Raw genomic sequence first — 22,201 nt, forward strand, 5'->3', positions numbered from 1 at the left:
AGGCATCTTCATTCGTCATCCATTCCGACCACGGTCGCGACAAATGAATCGATCAGCGCTCTCGATGCCGACGACAGGCGCCGGTGCGGTGCGTAGATCACGGAAAACGGCCGCGAACGCCCACGTGCCTGTGTCAGCACCTCGACAGCTCGTCCCTGTGCAATGAGATCTTGCGCGATGAAGTCATAGGTCTGGCAGATGCCAAGGCCGCTCTGGGCAAGCGTGACCACCCCCAGTACATCGTCCGAGACCTGCAAGCCGCCTCGCGGCACCCAATCGATGTCGCGTCCATCCGCCCGCAGGATCCAGGGCGAGACGCGCCCCGTGCTGGGCATCACGAAAGCCAGGCAGCGATGACGCGCCAGGTCGCCGATGTCCGCGGGCGCACCGGCACGGGCGATATAGCTCGGTGCAGCGATCAGGCACATGGCTGCATCCTCGAGCTTGCGCGCGACCAACCCGCTGTCGGGCAGGCTGCCCATGCGGATGGCCAGGTCGTAGCCTTCCGCCACGAGATCCACGTTGCGGTTGGCGATGTTCAACTCGATACGCACCTGCGGGTGCTGAGCCGAGAAGCGCTGCAGCAGCCCAGGCAGCCGGTGATGGGCATAGGTGGTGGGGGCACTTAGTCGCACGCTGCCCTTCAACTCATCGCCTTGTCCCTGCATCGTGCGCTCGGCATCGTCGATCAGCGCGAAAGCCGCCCGCGCCTGCTCCAGGTACAGACGCCCCTGCTCGGTCAGGCTCAGGCGCCGGGTGGTGCGTCGCAGCAACTGCACGCCCAAGCGGGCCTCGAGGCGCGTGATCGCCCGGCTCAGCACTGACGGTGTCGTGGCCAGCGCGACCGCGGCCGTGGTCATCGACCCCTTCTCGACCACCGTGACGAAGGTCTCCACGTCACCAAGGTGATCAAATCTGCGACTCATTTGGTCCTTTCAAGAACAAATATTTTCCCCTAATGCCAGTTTATCCCCGAAGGTGCAATCAATACATTCAAGTCATCGCAGCACTGCGGTTCTGCACTTCCCCGCTACAGGAGCAACACGATGACTTCCACTGCCACGGCCCATTCGCTCAAGCCCGTGCTCATGGTCCTCACAAGCCACGGCACCAAAGGCACCACGGGTGAGCCGACCGGCTTCTATCTCGGCGAACTGACCCATCCCCTGGCCGAACTCGAAGCTGCCGGCATTCCCTGCGAACTCGCTTCGATCCAGGGCGGTGACCCGCCGGTCGACGGACTGGACTTCCAGGACGAGGTCAACGCTCGCTACTGGGCGGATCTCGCCTTCCGCGAGACCCTGAGCCATTCGCAGCGCCTGGGCGACGTCGACGCCTCGAAATACAGCGCCATCTTCTTTGCCGGCGGCCACGGCGCGATGTGGGACTTCCCCGCCAGCGCCGATGTCTCGCGCGTCACCCGCGAGATCTATGAAGCGGGTGGCGTGGTCGGTGCGGTGTGCCACGGCCCCGCAGCACTGGTCAACGTGAAGCTGAGCAACGGCACCTACCTGGTCGCGGGCAAGAACGTCAGCGCCTTCACCGATGACGAGGAGCGCGCAGTTCGACTCGACGAGGTCGTGCCCTTCCTGCTCGCCAGCACGCTCGAGCAGCGCGGTGCACACCACCATCCGGCGCCCGATTGGACGGCCAAGGTCATCGTCGACGGCCGCCTCGTCACCGGGCAGAACCCGCAGTCGGCCGCCGGCGTCGGCGCTGCCATGCGCGATCTGCTGCTGAGCCGGGGCTGAGCGTGCCGCAACCTGGCCGAAAGCAATCGATGAATCACATGCACAAGCACCTGTGGTCCCTCGCCGCCGCACTCTGGATGCCTTGCGCGCCAAGGCGGGGCCTCCGATCCGCGCCTTCGAATTGCTGCAGATGCATGCACCGGGTGGCCTGAGCTGCCGTCGGTTTTTTTCTTCCTGTTTCGAGCTTCTCATGACTCTTCACATGCCCAAACTGGCTTCCATCGCGCTGGCCGCGCTCGCCACTCTCTGCGCGGCGGCGCAAGCCGCCAATACCACGCCCCTTGAACGCTGGCGCAGCTATGCCGGCGTCAGCTGGGAACCGTCGAAGGACGGCGCGGACCCGGCCCCCTTCGCCGGCTCCGTCAGCGCACCGATCGCCGGGCTGCATTTCGATGCACGGGGCACCGCCTACGTGAGCACGCCGCGCCTCGTTTCTGCCGGCGCCCCGGCAACCCTCAGCAGGCTGGACACCCGCGCGCAAACCGGTCCGGCTCGGCTGACCGCGTTCCCCTCGGTGCAAGGCAATGCGGTCACGGCCGCGCCGGAGCAAAGCCTGCGCAATGTCCTGGGCTTCCATGTCGATCGCAAGAACGGTTGGCTGTGGGCGCTGGACATGGGCTTCGTCGCCGGGGAGACCGAGGCACCTGCAGGTGCTCAGAAGGTGTTGGTGCTCGACCTGAAGTCGGGTCGGACGGTCAAGCGCATCGCCCTTGACGGCGCGGCCGATCGCAAGGGCAGCTTCCTCAATGACATCGTGGTCGATGAGCGCCGACGCGTCGCGTATATCTCCGACAGCGGCATGCGCAGCGCGCCCGCCAACATGGTGGGCTTGATCGTGGTGGACTTCGCCTCGGGCAAGGCTCGACGCGTGCTCGACAAGCATTCGAGCCTGCAGATCGAGCCTGGCGTCAAGGTCGTTTCCCATGGCGCCGAAGTGTGGCCCGGCAATCCACTGCTGCTCGGCATCAACGGCATTGCGCTGTCGCCTGATGGCCGCACGCTGTACTGGACCGTGACGACAGGGACCCGCGCACGTGCCGTTCCGACTGCAATCCTGCGCAGGGCCGATGCGAGCGATGAACAAATCTCGGCAGCCATCCAGGACCTGGGGGCAGTGGGCGGCAACACCGACGGGATCGTGACCGACGCCAAGGGAGCGCTCTACATCACCGACGTCACACACAACGGCATCGTGAAATACGAACCGCGCACGAAGACGATGTCGCTGATTGCATCCGATGACGGTGTGCAATGGCCAGACACCCCCGCGATCCTTCCTGGCGGAGCTCTGATCTTCACGTCCAGTTCCTTGAACAACCACTTTGCGGGTTCGGTCAAGAGCGGGGACGAACGCTACGACCTGTGGCGCCTGCCACTCAACGACCGCAAGTCGAAGCTCCGCTGAGCGCCTGATCTCAGCGCAACAGGGGATGTGGATGAGCAGCAAGGTCGCTGGCGCATCGTGCATCGCTGCGGCAGCGACGGTTGTCCTTCTCGTCTGCCCGCGTGGTTCGATACCATACCGGCCATGAGTCGCGCACCAGCACCCGCCGCACCTGTCGAGTGGGTGAGGCATACCGAACCCATCGACGGAATGAAGCGCATCGAGGCGCGCTTTCACGGCAAGGCGTACGCGATGCACCGCCACGACACGTACGCGGTCGGCAGTACGCTGGCCGGCGTCCAAAGCTTCAACTACCGGCGCAGCCGGCGCGACAGCCTGCCGGGCCACACGATCGTGCTGCACCCCGACGAGGCCCACGACGGTCAAGCGGGTACTGACGAAGGGTTTCAGTACCGCATGATTTACGTCGAGCCCGCACTCTTTCAAGCGGTGCTCCAGGGGCGGGCCTTGCCCTTCATTGAAGGCGGCGTGACCACCGACTCGCGCCTTGCGGCCGCGACCCGGAACTTGCTGCAGGATGTCGAAGCCCCGCTCGAACCGCTCGAGTACAGCGAGGCAATTGCCGAACTGGCGCTCGCCCTGGAAACAGTGGCGGGTACACCCGCACGACGACCGAAGGGCGACTTTCTTGCCGCGCAGCGCGCACACGACTACCTGCACGCGCACCGGGCGCAGGTCATCACGCTGGACGACCTCGAAGCTGCCACGGGACGTGATCGCTGGAGCCTTTCGCACGACTTTCGCATGTTCTACGGCACAAGTCCCTACCGCTTTCAGACCATGAGGCGGCTCGACATGGTGCGCTGCATGCTGGTGCGCGGCACCTCGCTGGCCGACGCCGCGGCGGCGGCAGGGTTCGCCGACCAGAGCCACATGACACGGCACTTCGCAAAGACATTCGGGCTGACCCCCGGGCGGTGGTTGCGCATCGCGGCGAGCGTGCGCGGCGTTTAGCGATTGGCCACGAACGTTCAATACAGCTGCGGGAGCGCTGCTTATCTTCGACGTCATTCCCAATAACGGAGCGATCGATGTCCCTGCCCTCCAGCTCAACCACAACGCCAGCCGGGCGTGGCCAATGCCAGGCCATTGACCTGATCCAGAAGATCCACCGGATCGATGATCACTGGCAACCGCGCGTCGTCGCCGAAATGAACGACTACCAGTTCAAGGTCGTGAAGGTACAAGGCGAATTCCAATGGCATGTGCACGCCGAGACCGACGAGACCTTCATCGTGCTCGAAGGCGAACTGCACATCCATCACCGTGCCAGCCTTTCCGACGAAGGCGTCATCGTGCTGCGCGCGGGACAGATGGCGGTGGTGCCCAAGGGCGTGGAACACAGGCCTTCCGCGCACGCGGAGGTGAAAATGCTGCTGGTAGAGCCGCGAGGCGTGGTGAATACGGGCGATGGCGCGCCCGGGGTACGGACTGTCGAGAATGATCAGTGGATCTGAGACGGGACGTTCGTAGGGGTTCTACTGCCTCGGCGTAGAACTGCGAGCAGCGGCAATGTCGCTCGGCGGATGCGCGCCCCGGTGGCTCAGGACCCGGCGCCCGGCGTCGCCCTTTCAGCCAATGCCGCTTCGGCCTGGTGGTCCGCCATGTTGCGGATCACATCCATGAACGCCAGCGCGGCCGTGCTGGGAGGCTCTCCTTGCAGCGTGATCAGGCCGAAGTCGGGCATCCGGGTGGGGAGCTCGGTCGCGATGCGCGTCAGCAGCCCGCGCCTTACATACTTGTCTACCAGCGCGGCGGGCTGCAGCGACAGCATGGTCGTGCTCTGCAAGAGTTCCAGTGCGAACAGGAACGACGGCGTCTCGACGATGCCCGAGGTGAGCGACAGGCCCGTGCTGCGGAAGATGTCGTCCGACACCTTGCGCAGCGCCGTGGATGTCGGGTACAGAATCCACGGCCAGTTCGACAGCTCCCTCAGCCCAGGGGCGTTCGGTCCGCGCAATGGATGGTGCACGCCCGCGGTGATCTGCAACCTTTCACCGGTCAGGTTCTCGTAGTGGAACTGGTCGCGCTGGGATTCGTCGGTGAAGCGGCCGATCATCACGTCGATCTTGCGCTCGGCCAGCCACACGATGAGTTGGTCGCTGCTTTGCTCCAGCACCTTCACCACCAGCAGCGGCCGCAGGCGCTGCAGCTCGGCCACCGCGCCGGTCAGCAGATGCGCCGCACCTGAGACGGCGCCGATCGACAAATGGCCGTGCCCTCCCTGCTTCAGGGTGCTGAACTCGTCCACGAACTTGCGATAGCCGTCCAGTGCCGAGTGCGCGTAACGCAATGTGAAGAGCCCCAGCTCGTTGGGTTGCATGTCGCGCGGCAGGCGATCGAACAGGCGCGCCTCCAGCATCTCCTCGATGTCCATGAGCACCTTGGTGGCTGCCGGCTGCGTGATGTACATCTGCTCCGCAGTCAGGCGCAAGTTGCGCGTCTTCCCGAGGATGTCGAGGAACTGCAGGTGCCGGAAACGCAGACGCGAGACCTGCGCCAGCATCAGGGGTTTACCAGAGGTCTTGCCTGAACTCATCAGCATTTGGAATGGATGCTAGCGAAAAAGTCAGTGGACCGTCAGGGGGCCGTCACCTAGCCTTCGGGTCGGTCAACCAGGGCTCCGCAGAGAGCCGGCGAGTCGCGGCAAGTTCGCCGCACCCCGCATATTCCATTCCGGAGACATCATGCAAATCAGATCATCGGGTCTGGCGACCGCACGGCCGGCCGCATCGACCGGCCCCGTCTACAGATCGAGGAACACGCGCAGCACGAACCCTCCGATCCTCAGGACCGCCAGGAGGATCGGGACCATGTTCACAAGGCCTCGCATCAAGAGCCTCCTGATTGCGCTGCCAGCCGGACTTGTGATCGCGAACGCCGCCCTGGCGGCCGACCGGCCAACGAACCCCGACGAATGGCCGGCGCTCAAGGACGTGTACAAGAACCACTTCCTGATCGGCAGCACCAATCTCGACGCGCGCAACTTCGGCGCCGACGTGGTGCCGGGTGAGAACTCGGTCGCCGCCATGACCGTGAAGCACTTCAATGTGGTGACGCCCGGCAACGCGATGAAGCCGGAGTTCTGGAATGGGGGAATCAGCAATCCGACCCCGAACTTCCTCACCAACCTGACCTCGGGCATCAACGCCGACATCGGTGCGGCCAATGCGCGCGGCGTCAAGGTCACCGGGCACGTGCTGGTCTGGCACAACCAGTCGGCCCAGTGGCCCGCCCCCAATGTCCTGACGGCGAGCGGCGGATGGGAAACCCCGTGGGACTACGCGACGGCGAAGACGAATCTGGAGTACTACATCCGGACCGTGGCCGGCCATTTCGACCAGGAACCGTTCAAGACCTACGCCTGGGACGTCGTCAACGAAGCGTTCAAGGACAACCCCGACAACCCCGCCGACTGGAGGAACGCCCTGCGTACCGGCTACAGCCCCGAGGAGCGCCCCTCCCGATGGGCCCAGGCCTACGCCAAAGGCGGGAAGAGCTGGGACTACATGTATGACGCTTTCTACGCCGCGCGCCAGAACACCACCGCGATCCTGAACTACAACGACTTCAACGACAACGAGCGCGCCTCGAAGGCCACGGCGATCGCTTCGATGGTCAAGGAGTTCAATGAACGGTATGCGGCCGAATCGGCCGCGGGCAAGGGGCGGATCCTTCTGGATGCTAAGGGAAATCCAAGGCCGCTGGTCGACGTCATCGGTACGCAGGGGCACTGGGACATGAGGCTCAACCTCGACGCCTTCGAGAGGACCATCAAGACCTATCTCGAGACGGGGGTGAATGTCGATCTGACCGAACTGGATCTCGCACCCACCCTGGGCCTGGACAAGGGCCAGCGGATCCAGAACGGCCCGGAGATGGATGCCCTGTTCAAGGAGCAGGGCATCCAGTACGCGAAGCTTTTCAGCCTGCTCAAGGAATACGCCGCCGGCCCCGGAGGCCGTCACCCCGAGTACAAGGGCGGCGTGCACCGGGTGACCTGGTGGGGCATGACGGACCCGGGCTATCACACCAACGGCTATCCGTGGTCCGGCGTCGGCCAGCCGAAGGAGGCGTACTGGGCCACGACGAACCCCGAGCAGTACCTCATCGATGCGGGCTTGCCGCCGAACGGGGTCACCGCGACCTTCAGCTATGGTGGAGAAAGCTTCAAGGCCAGGACCTGGGGCGGCAAGAACGCTCAGGCGATGATCGACATCAACGTGCCGGTCGCAACGAAGAACGTCGTCTTCACCGCTGCCAACGTCTCGCTGCCCGCGGGGTTTGCCGTCGAGAGCATGAAGTTCAACCCGCCCGACTGCGCCGTGGTTCCCGGAAAGCCGTGCCATGTGACGGTGACCGCGCGCGGGCCCGCACCGGCCACTGCCTCCGTGGAGAACACGGCGACCTTCGTACTGTCCTTCGGCAAGATGACCGTGGGGTGGATGGATGCCGCCAACGCCCTGGAGGCACCCTTCTCCTATGCGGACGTTCGCTTCAGTGACGGCGTGACCGCATTCAAGCAATACAAGACCTCGTATGGAAGCGACGGCATGGCAAGAGCGTCCGGCGTCGCTGAAACGAAGGCTGTGCCGAAACATGGTCGCACCACGCTCGTCCTGCTGCCGCAAGACCCGATCGCCAGCCCGTTTGGACTGAGGTTGCAAAAGGATGCGTCGACGGAGAAAGCCTGGCGACTCGCCACGAGATTCGAACCCGGCAGGACATACATGGTCGTGTCCGGCGAGTCGGCTTTCAACGGACAGACGCAGGCCGCTGCGTTGACCAACAGGAGCAAGCCCGCAACCACGGCCTCGCCGGAATCGCTGTCGCGCACGCCCGTCGTCCTGCGTGGCGACATCCTCGTGCCATCGCGCAATTCGAATGCGCCCCCGGGCGAGCCCGCGCTGGCCCAGGACAACCTCAAGTTCGTCTTCGAGGAGGCGAAGAGCCCTGCCGCAGGACCGTACGCGGCCCAGGAAGGGCACACGATGCAGAGCTTCATCCATGGCACCAACGCCTACCCGCACATCGTCTTCCGAGGCAACGGTGCGACGGGCACCGTCGTGGCGGGTCAGAACTCGCTGATCACGCGACAGACGAACGGCCAGGAGGGTTCGCAGATCGCCGAAAGAGCGCTGGACCAGGCGGTGTGGTTCAGCACGCCCATCGACCCGAAGTCCGGCGAGATGAAGATGTTCCTGTACACCGAGAAGGACGGCGTCAAACAGCATCATGTCCTGAAGGAAGTGGGTGATGGCGAGACGCCGAGCAGGGACGCCGGGAACGCCATCAGCCAGCGGCAGGGATCCGTCGGCGGGTTCGTCGCCATGCAGGCGGAGAGCCCCAAGGAGGGCACGAGTGTCAGGCTCTACACCTACGACATCGAGTCCTACGCGCCGGCCGATGAAGCGCCGCCGACGACGAATCCGCCTACGACGGAGCCTCCCTCCCCGCCTCCGGTGATGCCGATCGCCTTCCCATTCCGCAGAAGCGGCGGATCGCTGGATGCGGGCGACCTCGCGCTGGCACTGGCGGCCCTCGCGGCGCTTGCGATCGCTCGCCGCCGTCGGCCCTGAAGCAGTGAAGCCGGCACCGAGGCCAGGCCTCGGTGCCGGCTCAGGCCCGCCGCAAGTACGCCCACGCGCCCTGCCAGAGACAGAGCGCCAGCGCGCAGAGGGCGCCGTACAGGTGCGCTTCGACCATCACCTCGCCGCCGATCAGCGCACGCTGCACCTCCGCAGGCGGATGGAACATCTGCCAGCCGATGCGTGCAAGGATGGCGACCAGGACGATCAAGGCCACGCGATCGCCACGCCGGGCGCGCGGCAACAGCACCCAGATGAACAGCCCGTAGAGCACGCCCGAGAGGCCCGCGTAGTTCGTGGCCCGGGGCGATGCGACCAACAGCAGCATCCCCACGCCGAGGGCCAGCACAACGATCGCGGTGGCCCAGGCGCGCCAACTGAGGGTGCCTGCCGCGAACGCGGCGCACAGTACCAGCCCGCCCACGTTCATCAGGCAATGCACCCAACCGAGATGGACCGCATGCGCCGAAAGAAGACGCCAGGGCTGTCCGCCGAGCACAGCCGCGCGTTCGTAGCGCAGCACTTCGTACACCGGCTCGCCGCCTGCCTGCAAGGCCAACACCAGGCAGACGAGCCCGATAGGAACGAGCCAATTGGCGAAGGACCGTTGTGGGAGAGGTCGCACGGCGCGCGGCCTGTTCAGGGATTTAGGGAATTGCCCATGAGGCAGTCGAAGGTGCTCGGTGATGCTTTTGGTTTTGGCCGGATTCTGACCCAAGCCCATGTCGCGGTGGGGCCGTGAGCGGAAGTCTGGTTTCATGAAAGAAATCACTGCGGCTGCGCAGTGGATTGCCGCCCAGAACGGACTGGTGGAGCAAGTGGGTATTTTCGGCGAGGACTACCGTCCCTGGTGATCGCACAATGGCCCAGTTCGACGTGTATGCCAACCCGTCCAAGACCCAGCGCGGCGAGATTCCCTGGATGGTGGACGGCCGCAGCGGAGTCCTCGACAAGTTTTTCCGATTCGGCGGCCCTCCGGTCATCAGAACCAGACCAGTTAACCTCTACAAGCTAAACATTCCTCTCGATTCACGGCAGGAGTGCGCGAAGAATGCTTCGCTGGATTCGGACAGGTCTTGCTCAGCCCCGCTAATCGCTACAACGCCTCTCTTTATCACGGGATCCACCAAGGGGACCAACACGACGTTGGCTGGCAACGCACACGACAGTACGAACGACGGAAGTATTGATATGCCGAGGCCGGCCTGCACGAGCCCGATGGCGGTGGTTACCTGCGCTACTTCATAGGCGGGCTTGAACGTTTCTCCGACCTCGGCGAAACCTTGCTCGACCAGTACGCGCAGCCCGCTGCCTTGGCGCAGCAGCACCAGCGGTTCATCGCACAGATCGAACCATCGCACGTCACGAAGCGAGGCGAGCGCGTGACCTGCCGGGCAGGCGAGCATCAGGCGATCCTGGCAAAGAGCCGTGGTCGAGAGATCCTGCGCGTTCAGATCTGAAGTGCATATGCCGAAGGCGGCCTGCCCGCTACGCACTGGGGCTGCAACGTTGTCCACCGGTAGATCGAGTATCTCCACCCTGACCTGCGGGAAACGCTTCTTGAAACTCACGAGGAGGTATGGAACCAGCGTAGATGCAAGCAGCGGTGACGTCGCGACGGCGAAACGATGCGCGCGCCGGTCATCGACGGCGGCATCATGGCCGCCAGCCTCATCGCACACACGCTGACCAGCCGCTTCGTGGACTACCCGCCGTACTACCGGTTACCTGCGTTCGTACGCTGCCCGCGTTTCGTTAGTCGCTCTTGGCGAGTGCGGCGATCTCCACGGCACTCAGTGCGCCCACATAGATGCGAAAGTCCTGCAGGCGGCCGTTGAACGCCGGATGCGCCCAGTTGCGCCCCAGGAAGGTCACTTGATCGCCCACCTGGCGCGGCGTCAGGGTCATGTAGTCCGCATTTGCCACTTCGACGCCATCGAGATAGAGCCGCCCGGTCGTGCCCTCCTGCGTGTACGCCACATGAACCCAGCGCCTCGTGGGGAGGGCGCTGGGGCCTTCCAACGCACGTGCATCATTTCCGGTTGCGCCGAATATGCCGAACCGCAGTCCACCTCGGCCGGCCTGAGGAGCAATACCGAGGGCGGAATTGGCATCGGTCCCGGCGAACAGGATGCAGGTGTCCCAGCGATACCCGTTGGCATAGGCCCATATCGACACCGTGAAGTCGTCCAGGTTGCTGAACAGGCCTGCCGGCAGTTGGATGCCCGATGACTTGCCATCGAACATGGGCGCCTTGTCCTTGTTGCGCCCTTCGCCCCAGGTCACGCCGTCCACCAGCTTGCCCTCCACGACCGTCGTGGTGCCATCCGGGCGCAGCAGCGTGCCGGTGGGGACCAGGCCGCTCGCCCCGTCCAGCGGCATCCGAAAGCACAGTTCGCCGGGGACTGCGACCCGGACGATATCTGAACCGGTCCCCGGTGCCCCGGGGCCCTGTGCGATGACCTGGTAGAACCACGTGCCGCTGGAGGGCGCATCGGTGTAGGTCAGCAGTTGGTCCGCTGCCACTGTGGCCACCGTCGTGAAGGGGCCGCTGGCCGAACTGCCACACTGCACCACATAGGAAGTGGCTCCCACGCTCCCCCACCACGACAGCAGCACGCGGCCGTCATTCAGATAGCCCGTGAGACCCGAGGGCGGCTTCATCGACCCGGCATACGGCACGCGGCGATGGATCAGCGTCGGCCACCAGATGTCGTCGCTGCTGCCGCCGTACTTCGCCTCGCAGTACGGCACCATGCGCGCAACGTTCGGTGCCGCGATGCCCAGGCGGTTGACGTAGTGGTTGAAGATCGGTTCCCAGCAGTTGCGGCCGAATCCGATGTATTTGCCGTCAGGGGTGGGACCAAAGGCCACCTCCGTCCATTGGCTGGTGTGGGGCGCGGTCGGGTTCTGCTCAAGCACGTACGGCATGACGTACGGCTTGCCGTTCTCGTCCTGCAGGTTGGTCCGCGCCACGTACTCGGCGGCCGAGAGGAAGCGGTTGTTGTACAGCCCGTAGAGGTCGTCGCCCTGGTTCCAGGCCATTTCCATCACGTCGCCGCCGAGCGACATGCCCAGCGTCGCATGCCCCTGGTCGCGTCCGCTCTCCTCCCATTGCCCGAAGTGGCCCGGGTGCATGTAGTACACGCCGTGCAGGGCCGAGCCGTTGCCGAAGTTCCGCAGCTTGCCGCGGTTGTTGGCGGCGTACGAATCGCAGGCCAGCCGGTACAGCTCGGCGTTGTCGCAGAAGATGCCGATGGCCATCGCACCGACCATGGAGGCCATGTCCCAGTTGGCATGGGACCCCATCCGGCCTTCGCTGAGGAACCACGACGAAATGGGCGCACACACCGTCATCAGCATGTCCTGGAAGCGCTTGAGCTTGTCCCGCGGCCAGCCGGGGTAGGTGCGCAGGATCTCGCCGATCTGCGCGAATTGGTGGCCCTGCATACCCGCCATCAGGATGAAGGTGTGGTCGTCATGGGCGGTCGACCCAGGCGGAACCGTACCGATCTCCTTCAGCGTGTCCGCCCAGGCGTCCAGGAACTCTGCCGCCTTGTCGGCAAAGCGATCGTCGCCCGAGAGTTTCCAGCGCAGCGCCAGGCTCCAGGCACGCCAGATGTCGACGTACAGATTATTCTTGCTGCCGTCCTGCCGATATACGCCCGCTAACGGGTAGGGCCGGGTTTCCAGGATGCTGAATTTATCGGCGCACAGCTTTTTGTACCAGTCCGTCCACGGTTGCTGGCCGGTCTTGATCAGCTCGCGGATACGCGCGAAGTCTGGCTCCGTGACCAACAGTCCGGGGTGTCTGAACACGCCCGTGACGGACGCGGGCTGGCGCTCAGTAACCGCTGCTGGCGCCGCAGCAGCTGGCTGAGCTGCTGGCGCAGCAGCCGGCAGCTGACCTGCGTCGGACGCTGCGGGCTGCGGCAAAACAGCGACTCCCGCAGCCTGAGGTACGCCAGCCGAAGAGCCGCCACCACCACCGCAAGCCGTCGTGCCGAGGGCGAGTGCGCTTGCAGTGCCGATGAAGAAGGTGCGACGGTCCAGTACGGCCGCCTTCTTGTCGTCGTCGTTCGAGTAATGTGTCATTGGGCGCAGTTTGTAAACAAATGATTCTGCAAGCTGCATGCCATCCGGTTCGATGGCTCAATGAAATGAAATCGGTAAAACCGATGAATGCATTGCATGCGTTGCGATAGACACGCTGCGGCAAGAAGTGACATTCGTTGTCACATGCGACGTCAGCGACGCGACATTGAATGTCACTACCCTTGTCATGCCCGCATGGATTCGACGAGAAGCCCATGCGGCACCTGCACGACAGGCCGGGATTTACGAGTGTGACCTGTACAAAGGCGGAAACGCGCGTTGAATTACCTCTGAAAATGAGCGACTGAATTTCATTTTCGGAATGACCGAAGGCAACGCAACCTGCTTGCGTTTATCGCGCAGCGATGAACCTGTGCGCGATGCGCGGAACCGGCTGTGGCAGCCCGTGCCGGCGTTGCTCAACGACTGTCTGAAGAATCGCTGCAAGGCGCTGTAGGGCGAGATCGCCCACGACAAGCTGCCAGACAGCATCGCCGAAGTCTGGGCGCAGGAGCGTGCGCTGCTGATGCCGGTGCCCAGGCCCTTCGATGGCTTCATCGAGCCCACCACGCGTGTCTCGCCCATTTGTCTGTTGCACTTCGAGCGCAACCGCTATAGCGTGCCGGCCTCTTTGGTCAGGACCTATTCTTGCGCAGTCCCCCAACTAACCTGGGTCGACCGCGTGCCCACGACTCTTGCGCCCGTTCATACCGAAGTCCTCGGCATCGCGCCGCCCCAGATGCCCTGGATAGACGAGGCCATAGCGGTTCGTCATCCAGCCGCCGCCGAGCACTTGAGAAAGCTGGATCTGGTTTTGCATCTGGGCCAGCCGTATCGAAGCATGGGCGACCTCTGCCGTACGCAGACGCTCCTGCGCATCGAGCCAGCTTCTCAGCGGCAGCAGCCCGACCAGGAAGCGTGCCTCGTAGACCCGTGCCGCTTCCGCCGCCTGTTGCTGGGCCTGGCGCAACGCGACCTCCTGCTCGGCGAGACGGGTGCGAGCGGAGAGGGCCTGGTCCACTTCGCCGAGCGCGGTGTACAGCGCCTTGCGAAAACCCACTGCCGCCTCTTCGTAGCGAGTGCGGGCGATGTCCGTCTCGATGCCCAGCTTGCGCGCCTGCAGGAAGGGCAAGGTCATGCCGATGCCCAATGTCGCGACCGGATTGGCAAGTACGTCGAGGAGGGCTCTGCTGGAGCTCCCCAGGGCACCGGTGAGTGCGATACCAGGGTAGTAGCTCGCAACCGCCGCGTCGGTGCGCGCGCCCGCGGCCTGAAGCCGCCACTGGGCAGCGCGCAGGTCGGGCCTGCGACCGAGAAGCTCGGCCGGAAGGCCCGGCTGTACTGGCGGCAAGGCGAGCTCGGGCAGTGTCCGCGGCTCGGACTCCGGCACGGAAGCGCCATCCAGCAGCACGCGCAAGCGCTCGCGCAGCACCGTGGCTGCCTGGCGCTGGGCCGCCAGATCAGCGGCACGTTCCTCACGCACTTGCAGCGCCTCGTGCAGCGCCAGCCTTCCTTCCGCCCCCGCCTGGAAGCGGGCCTGCACCAGAGCCACGATGCGTTGGGCGTCGCGTTCGCTGGCTTCGGCCATCGCCACGCGGCCGTTGGCATGGGAGAGCTGGAAATACAAGTCGGTGACGCTGGCGACCAGTACGAGCCGCACGGCCTGCCTGTCCTGTTCGCTTGCCTGCGCCTCGAAGCTGGCGGCATCCTGCAACGCCCCGAGGCGCCCGAAGAGATCGAGTTCCCAGCTCACCGCGATCTGCCCGGTGCTGCCCGAGCCTGGATCCGCTTGTCCACTGCCCAGGCCTCTCGCGACGCGGGTGTTCCATGCGCCCGACACGGTTGGTGCCAGCTGCGCGCCGGCGAGGCGGGCCTCCAGCATCGCCCGGCGCCACCGCACGCCGACGACGGCAAGGTCTGCGTTACGTGCAAGGGCGGTGTTGACCCAGGCGTCGAGCACGGGCAGTTCGCCCGCGCGCCACCAGACCAAACCCTTGCTGCCTGTCTGGGCCGCCGAGGTGGTCCCGGCATGGGTATACACAGGCGGCAGCATAGGCATCGGCTTGGGGGCCTCGGGCGTGGCGCATCCCACCGCTGCGCAGGCCAACAGCGCGGTGACCATGACTCGGGGCAAGGACGCCCGAAGGCGAAGAAGAGAGAAAGATAAGGAACGCGTCATGTCAATCCCGCGCGAGGGCCTGCACCGGCTCGAGCCGTGCGGCGTTTCTTGCGGGCAGGTAACCGAAAGCCACGCCGACCAGGCAGGAGCTGACCACGGCCAGCACCACCGAGAGCGCGGAAAAGGACATTGGCAGTTGCGGCATCGCCAAGGCGATGAGCGCACCCAGGCCGAAGGCCAGCAACACGCCGGCTGCGCCGCCAATGAGGCAGATCAGAACGGCTTCCATGAGGAACTGCGCAATGATGTCGGCGCGCCGCGCACCCACCGCCATCCGCACGCCGATTTCTCGCGTGCGCTCGGTCACCGACACCAGCATGATGTTCATCACGCCGATGCCTCCCACCATCAGCGACAGGGTCGCCACGCCGGAGATCAGCAGTGCCAGGGTGCGACTGGTGCGCGTGGCGGCCTGCCGGACCTGGTCCGAATTCATGATGAAGAAGTCCTGGCTGCCATGGCGGTCGCGCAGCACCGAAGTGACGGCGCCTTGCGCTGCTCGGCTGGAGATTTCGTCCTTGATGCGCAACGTGATGCTTTCGAGGAATTGCCTTCCCGCGAGGCGGGTCGCCACCGTCGTGTAGGGCACGAAGAAGCCCGGCGTGCTCGACGCGAAGCTGCTCTGCATCGGGCGCAGCACGCCGACCACCTGCACCGGCATCTCGCCGAGAAGCACGGTCTGCCCCAACGGCGATGCGCTACCGAAGAGCGCCGTGGCTGCGCGTTGATCGATCACGGCCACCTGCGCGCGCGCTTCCTGCTCGCGGGCGTCGAAGAAGCGGCCCGCAGCCAATGAAAGGCCGCGCACGCGGAACAGCCCCGCGCCCACGCCATTGACCTGGGCCGATGCCACCGCAGAGTCACGCAGTGCCGCCACCGACACCGAGATGTTGGGCGAGGCACTGTCCACGTAGAACTGCTGCGCCAGCGCCTCGGCGTCGGCCACCGACAGGTTCTCGATCGCGCTCGCCCTCAGGTCACCGAAGTCGCGGCCGGGGAATATCTCCAGCGTGTTGGTGCCCAGTTCGCGGATCTGGGCCATGACCTGATCCTGCGCACCGCGCCCCAACGCGACCACGCACACCAGGGCTGCGATGCCGATGACGATGCCCAGCATCGTCAGCAGCGCGCGCAGCCGGTGGGCATGCAGGGCGAAGAGCGCCATGCGCAGCGTCTGCGCCATGCGTGCCGGCGTGGCCGTGCCTTCGCGCCCGCTCTCGCCTTCCGGCGGTGCCGGCAACATGGTGGTGCACGGCACCGTCGCAGCTTCGCTGCGCCGATCGGAGACGATGCGGCCGTCGCTGATTTCGATCACGCGCGACGCGCGGCGGGCCACCTGGGCATCGTGCGTGACGATGATCACCGTGTGCCCTTGCGCATTCAGTTCGGCGAGCAGGCGAAGCACGTCCTCGCCGCTGGATGTGTCCAGGGCGCCCGTCGGCTCGTCGGCCAATATCACGCTGCCGCCGTTCATCAGCGCGCGCGCGATCGAGACGCGCTGCTGCTGTCCGCCCGAGAGCTGGCTGGGCCGATGGTCCGCGCGCGCTCCCAATCCCAGGCGCTCGAGCAGGAGCAGCCCGCGGGCCTGGCGCTGCTGCGCACTGCAGCCGGCGTAGATGGCGGGCAGCGCCACGTTGTCCAGCGCGGTCAATTCGCCCAGCAGCTGGTAGCGCTGGAAGACGAAGCCGAAGTGCTCGCGCCGCAGCCTCGCCAGGCCGTCCGCGTCCAGATCCGCGACCTCCTGGCCGGCCACGCGGTAGCTGCCCGAAGTCGGGCGATCCAGCGCGCCGAGGATGTTCATCAGCGTCGACTTGCCGGAGCCCGAAGCACCCACGATGGCCACCATCTCCCCCGCGTCGATCCGCAGGTCGATGCCGTCCAGCACGGCGAGAGTGCCCTCCCCCGCCACGAACTCGCGGCGCAGGCCGCGCGTCTCCAGCAATGTCCGGGACGTGCCTACCATAGCGCCGGTCCTTGAGGCACTGCGGCATCCGCCGCGACCGGCTCACCGACCACGACGCGTTCCCCGACGGCCAGGCCGCCGAGTACCTGCACCTGCAGGGGCGTGCGCAGGCCGGTCTGCACCTGGCGCTCGACCACGTCCCCGTCCGGCTGCAGCACGCGCACCGTTGCGTGTCCGGCCTTCGCACCCGGTCGCAGCGCCACGGCGGGAACGAGCATGGCGTCCTCGATCTTCTTCACATGCACGGAGACCTGGACCGTCATGGAGGGGCGCAGCATGCCGTAGTCGTTGGGCACATCGAACAGGGCGTTGTAGTAGACGGCTTTGGCCGCGGCAGGTGTGGACGAGGCGCTTCCGGCCGCCGCAGCCTCGTTGGCGATGGAGTCGGGAGCCGGCTCGATCAGGGCGATGCGTGCCTGATAGCGGTCGGTGCGGCTGCCCGGCACGACGAAGCTCGCAGCCATGCCCGCCGCCACCAGGTTCACGTCGGCCTCGGAGATTTCCGCGCGCACGGTCATCACGTCCAGCTTCGCCAGCATGACGATGGTGGGCGTGCTCTGGAAGGCATTGAGCGTCTGCCCCTGCCGGGTGACCACCGCCACCACGACGCCGTCCATCGGCGCCACGATGCGTGTGTAGTCGAGCTGCGTGCGCGCCGTGTCGACCTGCGTACGCGCCTGCACGACCTGGGCCTGCAACGAGTCGATCTCGGCTCGCTGCGTATCCACCGCCGCCTGCGCCGCTTCAAGATCGGCCTGCACGGTCGCCTCGGCCACGGTCAGCGTCTGCTGGCGGCGCAGCAGCACCCGGGCCTGCGCCATTGCAATGCGCCGCGCGTTGAGCTGCGCGCGCAGCGAGTCGACCACAGCCTCGGCACTGCGCAGCGCGATCTGCTGCGGCTGCGCATCGACTTCGGCGATCAGCTGTCCCTTGGCTACACGCTGCCCCAGGCTCACGTGCAGGCGCTCCACCCGGCCCGACACCTGTGCGCCGACGGCGACCAACTCCTTGGGACGGACCCGGCCCACCGCCTGTACTTCCTGGGCCAAGGTACCGCGCTCGACCACTGCGGTGGCCAGATCGGATTGCGGGCCTGTGTTCATTTCCACGAGCGCGAACGTGCCGGCAGTGGCAAGGACGACGGCGCCAACCGCAAGTGCCCATTTACGAGCTGTCTTCAATGCATCGCTTTCAAGGTTGGGGTTCATGGCCCTGTGCCGGGCCGCCAGGAGCGGCCATCCGTGGGGCAACGAGGGATCCGTCCCATCGAAGGGACCGGAGAGGATTCTTGTGAAAGCGCATCGAGAAAGAGCCTGCGCACGATCCAGATCCGATCGAGAGCCAAAGCGCTCGGGCGCGCTCAAGGGCCCTTCAACGCGAATTGATCGAACGTTGATGAAACCCCCAGTGCTTCTGCATCGTGCGAAGAGAGCATTTCGTCACAGTCAATCCTGAAGCCCGCCTGGGCTCGCGCGCCTTCGAATGCACTCTCCGCTTCCAGATTCCAATCCCGGTCCATCCTTGTCGGCCGTGGTCCGCTCCGTCGAGGCCGTGCTCAGCGGCCCTGTACCGCGGCCCGATCACGCCAGGCCGGCATCGCGGTCCGCCGAGTCCCGAGGCACCTCGCCGCCCCGGCCCAGCGGAGCCTGGGTCATCGCGCTGCTCGCCGTGTTCGCCGCCATCTGGCTGCCGCATCTTGCGCAGTCGAGCCTCGTGCCGCCCACGGACAACATCGAGCAGCTCACCTGGGTGCGCAGCCTCGAATGGGGCTACTACAAGCATCCTCCGCTGCCCACGTGGGTACTTTGGCTTCCCGTGCAGTTGATGGGTTTGTCGGGGGGCGTCACCTATGCGCTCGGCGCGGTCTTCGTGCTGGCGGCGATGGGCATGCTCTGGCGATTTCTTGCCGCCCTTCGCGGCACCGTGTATGCCACGGCGGCACTGCTCGCGGCCCTGTGCATCACCTACTACAACGGCCGTCTCTACTACTACAACCACGAAGTGGTGCTGATCCCGTTCGCAGTGGCCAGCGCTGTTCTCACCTGGAAGGCATTTGTCTCGAGGCAGCGCCGCTGGTGGCTGTGGTTGGGGGTCTGCCTCGGCGTCGGAGGGCTCGCGAAATATCACATCGTCGTGATGGCCCTCGCCGTGGCGGTGTTCTGGGTGTGGCAAAGAGGCTGGCGAGATGCGGATCATCGACGGGGCCTTGCCCTGGCCGCGACCGTTTCGCTGGCTGTCATGGCTCCGCATCTGTACTGGCTCTGGCCGCACGACCTCGGGCCGATCCGCTATGCGATGGACTCGTCGCTGGGCCTCGATCTCCACGGGATGCGGAGGCTGGGCGTCTGCTTGCGCTGGTTGTTCGATCAGCTCCTGAACCGGGCGCTGCCTGCGTGGCTGCTACTTCTGTCGGTGCTCTGGCTTGCGGTCCGCGCACGCACGGATGTTCAGGTGCCGTCGCGTGCGCCGCTGCCCGACGACGCGGGAATGAGCCGCAGGCTCCTGCTGTGCTTCGGCCTCACGCCGCTGGTCTTCACTCTCGTGCTGGGCCTGGCCGTGGGCGCGGATCTGCAGTTGCATTGGGGGGCTCCGTTCCTCCTGCTCGCCGTTCCGGCCTTCATGGAGCTGGGCCCCTGGAAAGAAGTCTGGCCCCGGGCCTCATTGAAATCGGCGCTCAAGAGCTTCTTTCTCATTCAGCTGGTATTGCTGGCCTGGGGACAGATGATTTCCGCCAACGGAGAGTTTCGGCTGCAGCGCCATCACTGGCGGAATTTCGATGCGAAAGCGCTGGCCGACGCGGTAGCGCCGGCAGCACGCGCTCAACTCGGAGGACCGGTCCGCGTGATCGCGGGGCCTCCCGCCGAAGCAGGCGCACTGGCGCTGCAGCTCGGTGAACGCCCTCTGGTCCTGATCGATGGCCGCTTCGACATCAGCCCTTGGGTGAAAAAGGAGCTCGTCGACGACTGCGGCGTCCTGGAACTGAGCAAGGCCGCATCACACCCGGGCTATCGGCCGGTAGGCGAAAAATTCCCCGGCTTGTACTGGCGAACGGTCGTTCCCCGCTCGCCGTCCATCTACTGCACGCGGAGAGCACATGCAGCAAATTGACTCGCTGACCCGCAGAGCGCTGCTCGATGCCCACATGCGCTTGCACCTCGATGACTTCAGGCCGGCCGAACGGCCGTCGAACGATGCGCCTCTGGCGCCGACGCAACCGAAACAACCCGCGCAGCGAGATCACGGCGCTTCCATCAGCTGCGTCATTCCCTGCCGGAACGAGGCCAGGAACCTCGAGCTGCTTCTGCCGCGGCTGATCGCGGTGCTTGTCACGCTGTCGCGGGATTGGGAAGTCATCGTCGTCGACGACGGCAGCACCGACGCCACCTGCGAGTCGGCGCTGCGCTGGCAAGACCAGGGCGTGCGGCTGCTGGAGCTCTCGCGCAACTTCGGCAAGGAGGCGGCCCTGAGCGCGGGCCTGGACGCGGCGCGCGGCGATCTCGTGCTCTTGATGGACGGCGACGGCCAGCACCCTCCCGACCTGATTCCCGAGATGATCGCCCGCTGGACGCAGGGCGCCGACATGGTCTGCGCGAGGCGCTCGAATCGCGACGCGGAGGGCTGGGTCAAGCGCATCGGGACGCGGATCTTCTACAGGCTGCTCGACTGCGATCGACGCTATCGGGTACCCGCCGACGCAGGCGACTTCCGGTTGCTCGACCGCGCGGTGGTCGATGCGTTGCGCACCCTTCCCGAACGCAGCCGCTTCATGAAGGGGCTGTTCGCCTGGGTCGGCTTCCGCGTGGAGCAGATCGCCTACGTGCCTCCTGCGAGGCCTCACGGCCGGAGCCACTACAGCTTGCAGGCACTGTGCAGCCTGTCCCTGACCGGCATCACCATGTTCACCAGCTGGCCTCTGCGCGCGGCCAGCGTGCTTGGAGGACTGCTCGCGCTTGCCGCGTTCGGCTACGGCGGCATGCTGACCTTGTCGTACATGCTTTGGGGCAATGAAGTGTCGGGATGGACCACGATCGTCGTCGCCATGTTCCTGCTGGCGGGCGTGCAGCTGATGTCGCTCGGCGTGATCGGAGAGTACCTGGCGCGGGTCTTCGATGAAGTGAAGGGACGCCCGCTGTATCTGGTTCGCAGATCTCAGGGAACCGGCTTGAAGGACAGTGGTCCGGACGGCGGCGCGGATCCGCTGGAAGCCGCACCTCAAGAGGAACGGCACCGATGAAGAACAAGCAACCCACATCCGTGGCGCCGGAGGCTTGCCGCATCTCGCCCGGCAATGCAGGCCCGGCAGTCGCATCCGGGCCATGTGCCGAGCAAGTCCAGATGGGGGGCGATGAGGTGTCCGCATCTCCCGAACGCACCATCGCCGTGTGCGTGGATGATTTCGGCCTGAATACCGGTGTCAATGCAGCCGCGCTGCACCTGGTGGAAATGCGGCGCGTGAGTGCGCTGAGTGCCATGACCCAGGCACCGGAGTGGGAAGACGGCGCGGCGCGTGCGCGGCTCCTGGACAGCCGGCGGATCGATGTCGGGCTTCACTTCAACCTGACGCAGTCGTTCAGCGGAGCGCCCGCGCTGGGGTCGGTGCAGACCTTGGTCGCAGCGGCCCATCTCCGGCTGCTGCCGAAGCGCCTTGTGCGCGAAGCCCTGCTGCGCCAGCTCGACGCCTTCGAGGAAGAGATGTTCCGCGTTCCCGCCCATGTGGACAGCCACGAACACGTGCATCACCTGCCCGTGATACGGGATGTGGTGCTGGACGTGCTGCTCAGGCGGTACGGCGGCACCTTGCCGTGGCTTCGCGTGAGCGCCGCGCCGGCTGCCTCGCTCCCGGGTGGCCTTCGAAGTGCCGACGGACGCAAGGCATGGCTCATCGATCACCTGGTGGGCGCCGAGCCTTTCCGCCGCCGCGCTCGCTCGCTGGGCTTCGTCGCCAATCGCTGTCTGCTGGGTGTCTACGGCTTCGATGCCACCGAAAGCGGTTACGGCTCCCTGTTGCGGCGATGGCTGAGGCAGGCTCGCAGCGGCGATCTGCTGATGTGCCACCCCGGGAGCTTGGCGGTGGGTGATGTCATCAGCCGCGGGCGCTGTGTCGAGTTCGCGGTGTGGTCCGACCCTCACCTCCCGCACCTTCTGCGAGAGCTGGGCGTTCGCATCGCACCTCTGTCGGCTCTGCGGGCAGCGACGGCATGAAGATCGCGGGCCCAGGCT

General features: G+C 65.6%; 16 protein-coding genes and 2 pseudogenes. 9 read left to right on the forward strand and 9 right to left on the reverse strand.

All coding sequences use genetic code 11. The annotated features are described in order from the left end of the window. Positions 1–8: 8 nt before the first annotated feature. Complete coding sequence (locus ACHMXA_RS33030) at positions 9–926, reverse strand: LysR family transcriptional regulator (protein ID WP_395321566.1); 918 nt, start codon at positions 924–926, stop codon at positions 9–11. Between the two features lie 120 nt (positions 927–1,046). On the opposite strand from ACHMXA_RS33030, the gene ACHMXA_RS33035 reads away from it, so the two are divergent. The 4 genes from ACHMXA_RS33035 (at position 1,047) to ACHMXA_RS33050 (ending at position 4,613) form a co-directional block, all read left to right on the forward strand. Continuing rightward, on the forward strand, positions 1,047–1,751 hold the full coding sequence (locus ACHMXA_RS33035) for a type 1 glutamine amidotransferase domain-containing protein (RefSeq protein WP_395321568.1): 705 nt from the start codon (positions 1,047–1,049) through the stop codon (positions 1,749–1,751). A gap of 190 nt (positions 1,752–1,941) precedes the next feature. Further along, positions 1,942–3,156 carry an L-dopachrome tautomerase-related protein gene (locus ACHMXA_RS33040; RefSeq protein WP_395322674.1) on the forward strand — a complete coding sequence of 405 codons (1,215 nt, stop codon included), beginning with the start codon at positions 1,942–1,944 and terminating at the stop codon, positions 3,154–3,156. 123 nt (positions 3,157–3,279) lie between these two features. Further along, positions 3,280–4,110 (forward strand): AraC family transcriptional regulator, encoded by an 831-nt coding sequence (locus tag ACHMXA_RS33045; RefSeq protein WP_395322675.1) that lies wholly within the window; start codon positions 3,280–3,282, stop codon positions 4,108–4,110. A 77-nt stretch (positions 4,111–4,187) separates the two neighbouring features. Next, positions 4,188–4,613, forward strand: a complete 426-nt coding sequence (locus ACHMXA_RS33050) for a cupin domain-containing protein (protein WP_395321570.1) — start codon at positions 4,188–4,190, stop codon at positions 4,611–4,613. 86 nt (positions 4,614–4,699) lie between these two features. Here the strand turns inward: ACHMXA_RS33050 and ACHMXA_RS33055 are convergent, their stop codons facing one another. After that, the gene (locus tag ACHMXA_RS33055; RefSeq protein WP_176666578.1) at positions 4,700–5,662 is read right to left on the reverse strand and encodes a LysR family transcriptional regulator; all 963 of its coding nucleotides are present in this window, start codon (positions 5,660–5,662) and stop codon (positions 4,700–4,702) included. 307 nt (positions 5,663–5,969) lie between these two features. Here ACHMXA_RS33055 and ACHMXA_RS33060 point away from each other — a divergent pair, with 307 nt between their 5' ends. Then, positions 5,970–8,735: an endo-1,4-beta-xylanase gene (locus tag ACHMXA_RS33060; protein WP_395321572.1), complete on the forward strand. Its 2,766-nt coding sequence runs from the start codon at positions 5,970–5,972 to the stop codon at positions 8,733–8,735. A gap of 40 nt (positions 8,736–8,775) precedes the next feature. Here the strand turns inward: ACHMXA_RS33060 and rrtA are convergent, their stop codons facing one another. The 3 genes from rrtA to ACHMXA_RS33075 all read right to left on the reverse strand — a co-directional run bounded on the left by rrtA (position 8,776) and on the right by ACHMXA_RS33075 (position 12,878). Beyond that, positions 8,776–9,504: a rhombosortase gene (gene rrtA / locus ACHMXA_RS33065; RefSeq protein WP_395321574.1), complete on the reverse strand. Its 729-nt coding sequence runs from the start codon at positions 9,502–9,504 to the stop codon at positions 8,776–8,778. 244 nt (positions 9,505–9,748) lie between these two features. Then, positions 9,749–10,426, reverse strand: a complete 678-nt coding sequence (locus ACHMXA_RS33070) for a LysR substrate-binding domain-containing protein (RefSeq protein WP_395321576.1) — start codon at positions 10,424–10,426, stop codon at positions 9,749–9,751. A 73-nt stretch (positions 10,427–10,499) separates the two neighbouring features. Beyond that, the gene (locus ACHMXA_RS33075) at positions 10,500–12,878 is read right to left on the reverse strand and encodes a LamG-like jellyroll fold domain-containing protein (protein WP_395321578.1); all 2,379 of its coding nucleotides are present in this window, start codon (positions 12,876–12,878) and stop codon (positions 10,500–10,502) included. Between the two features lie 325 nt (positions 12,879–13,203). Between ACHMXA_RS33075 and ACHMXA_RS33080 the strand changes: the two are divergent. Beyond that, positions 13,204–13,470 (forward strand): annotated as a pseudogene (locus ACHMXA_RS33080) (IS21 family transposase); the annotation flags it as partial. A 33-nt stretch (positions 13,471–13,503) separates the two neighbouring features. Here ACHMXA_RS33080 and ACHMXA_RS33085 read toward each other — a convergent pair. The 4 genes and pseudogenes from ACHMXA_RS33085 to ACHMXA_RS33100 form a co-directional block, all read right to left on the reverse strand. Beyond that, positions 13,504–14,961 (reverse strand): TolC family protein, encoded by a 1,458-nt coding sequence (locus ACHMXA_RS33085; RefSeq protein WP_395321580.1) that lies wholly within the window; start codon positions 14,959–14,961, stop codon positions 13,504–13,506. Between the two features lie 58 nt (positions 14,962–15,019). Beyond that, complete coding sequence (locus ACHMXA_RS33090; protein ID WP_395322677.1) at positions 15,020–15,367, reverse strand: FtsX-like permease family protein; 348 nt, start codon at positions 15,365–15,367, stop codon at positions 15,020–15,022. 186 nt (positions 15,368–15,553) lie between these two features. Beyond that, a pseudogene (locus tag ACHMXA_RS33095) lies at positions 15,554–16,981 on the reverse strand (ABC transporter permease); the annotation flags it as partial. Next, positions 16,975–18,162 carry an efflux RND transporter periplasmic adaptor subunit gene (locus ACHMXA_RS33100; protein WP_395321582.1) on the reverse strand — a complete coding sequence of 396 codons (1,188 nt, stop codon included), beginning with the start codon at positions 18,160–18,162 and terminating at the stop codon, positions 16,975–16,977. The pseudogene ACHMXA_RS33095 and the gene ACHMXA_RS33100, both read right to left, overlap by 7 nt. A gap of 487 nt (positions 18,163–18,649) precedes the next feature. Between ACHMXA_RS33100 and ACHMXA_RS33105 the strand changes: the two genes are divergently transcribed. From ACHMXA_RS33105 to ACHMXA_RS33115, 3 genes are read left to right on the forward strand one after another with little or no spacing between them, the layout of a single operon-like run. Next, positions 18,650–20,089, forward strand: a complete 1,440-nt coding sequence (locus tag ACHMXA_RS33105) for a glycosyltransferase family 39 protein (RefSeq protein ID WP_395321583.1) — start codon at positions 18,650–18,652, stop codon at positions 20,087–20,089. Further along, a complete protein-coding gene (locus ACHMXA_RS33110) occupies positions 20,076–21,215 on the forward strand; it encodes a glycosyltransferase family 2 protein (RefSeq protein ID WP_395321585.1) in 1,140 nt (379 codons plus the stop codon). The genes ACHMXA_RS33105 and ACHMXA_RS33110 overlap by 14 nt, the downstream gene beginning before the upstream one ends. Beyond that, complete coding sequence (locus ACHMXA_RS33115; protein WP_395321587.1) at positions 21,212–22,183, forward strand: ChbG/HpnK family deacetylase; 972 nt, start codon at positions 21,212–21,214, stop codon at positions 22,181–22,183. Before ACHMXA_RS33110 ends, ACHMXA_RS33115 begins: the two co-directional genes overlap by 4 nt. Positions 22,184–22,201: the final 18 nt, after the last annotated feature.

It is taken from the genome of Variovorax sp. UC74_104 (assembly GCF_044055375.1).
GTDB lineage: Bacteria > Pseudomonadota > Gammaproteobacteria > Burkholderiales > Burkholderiaceae_C > Variovorax.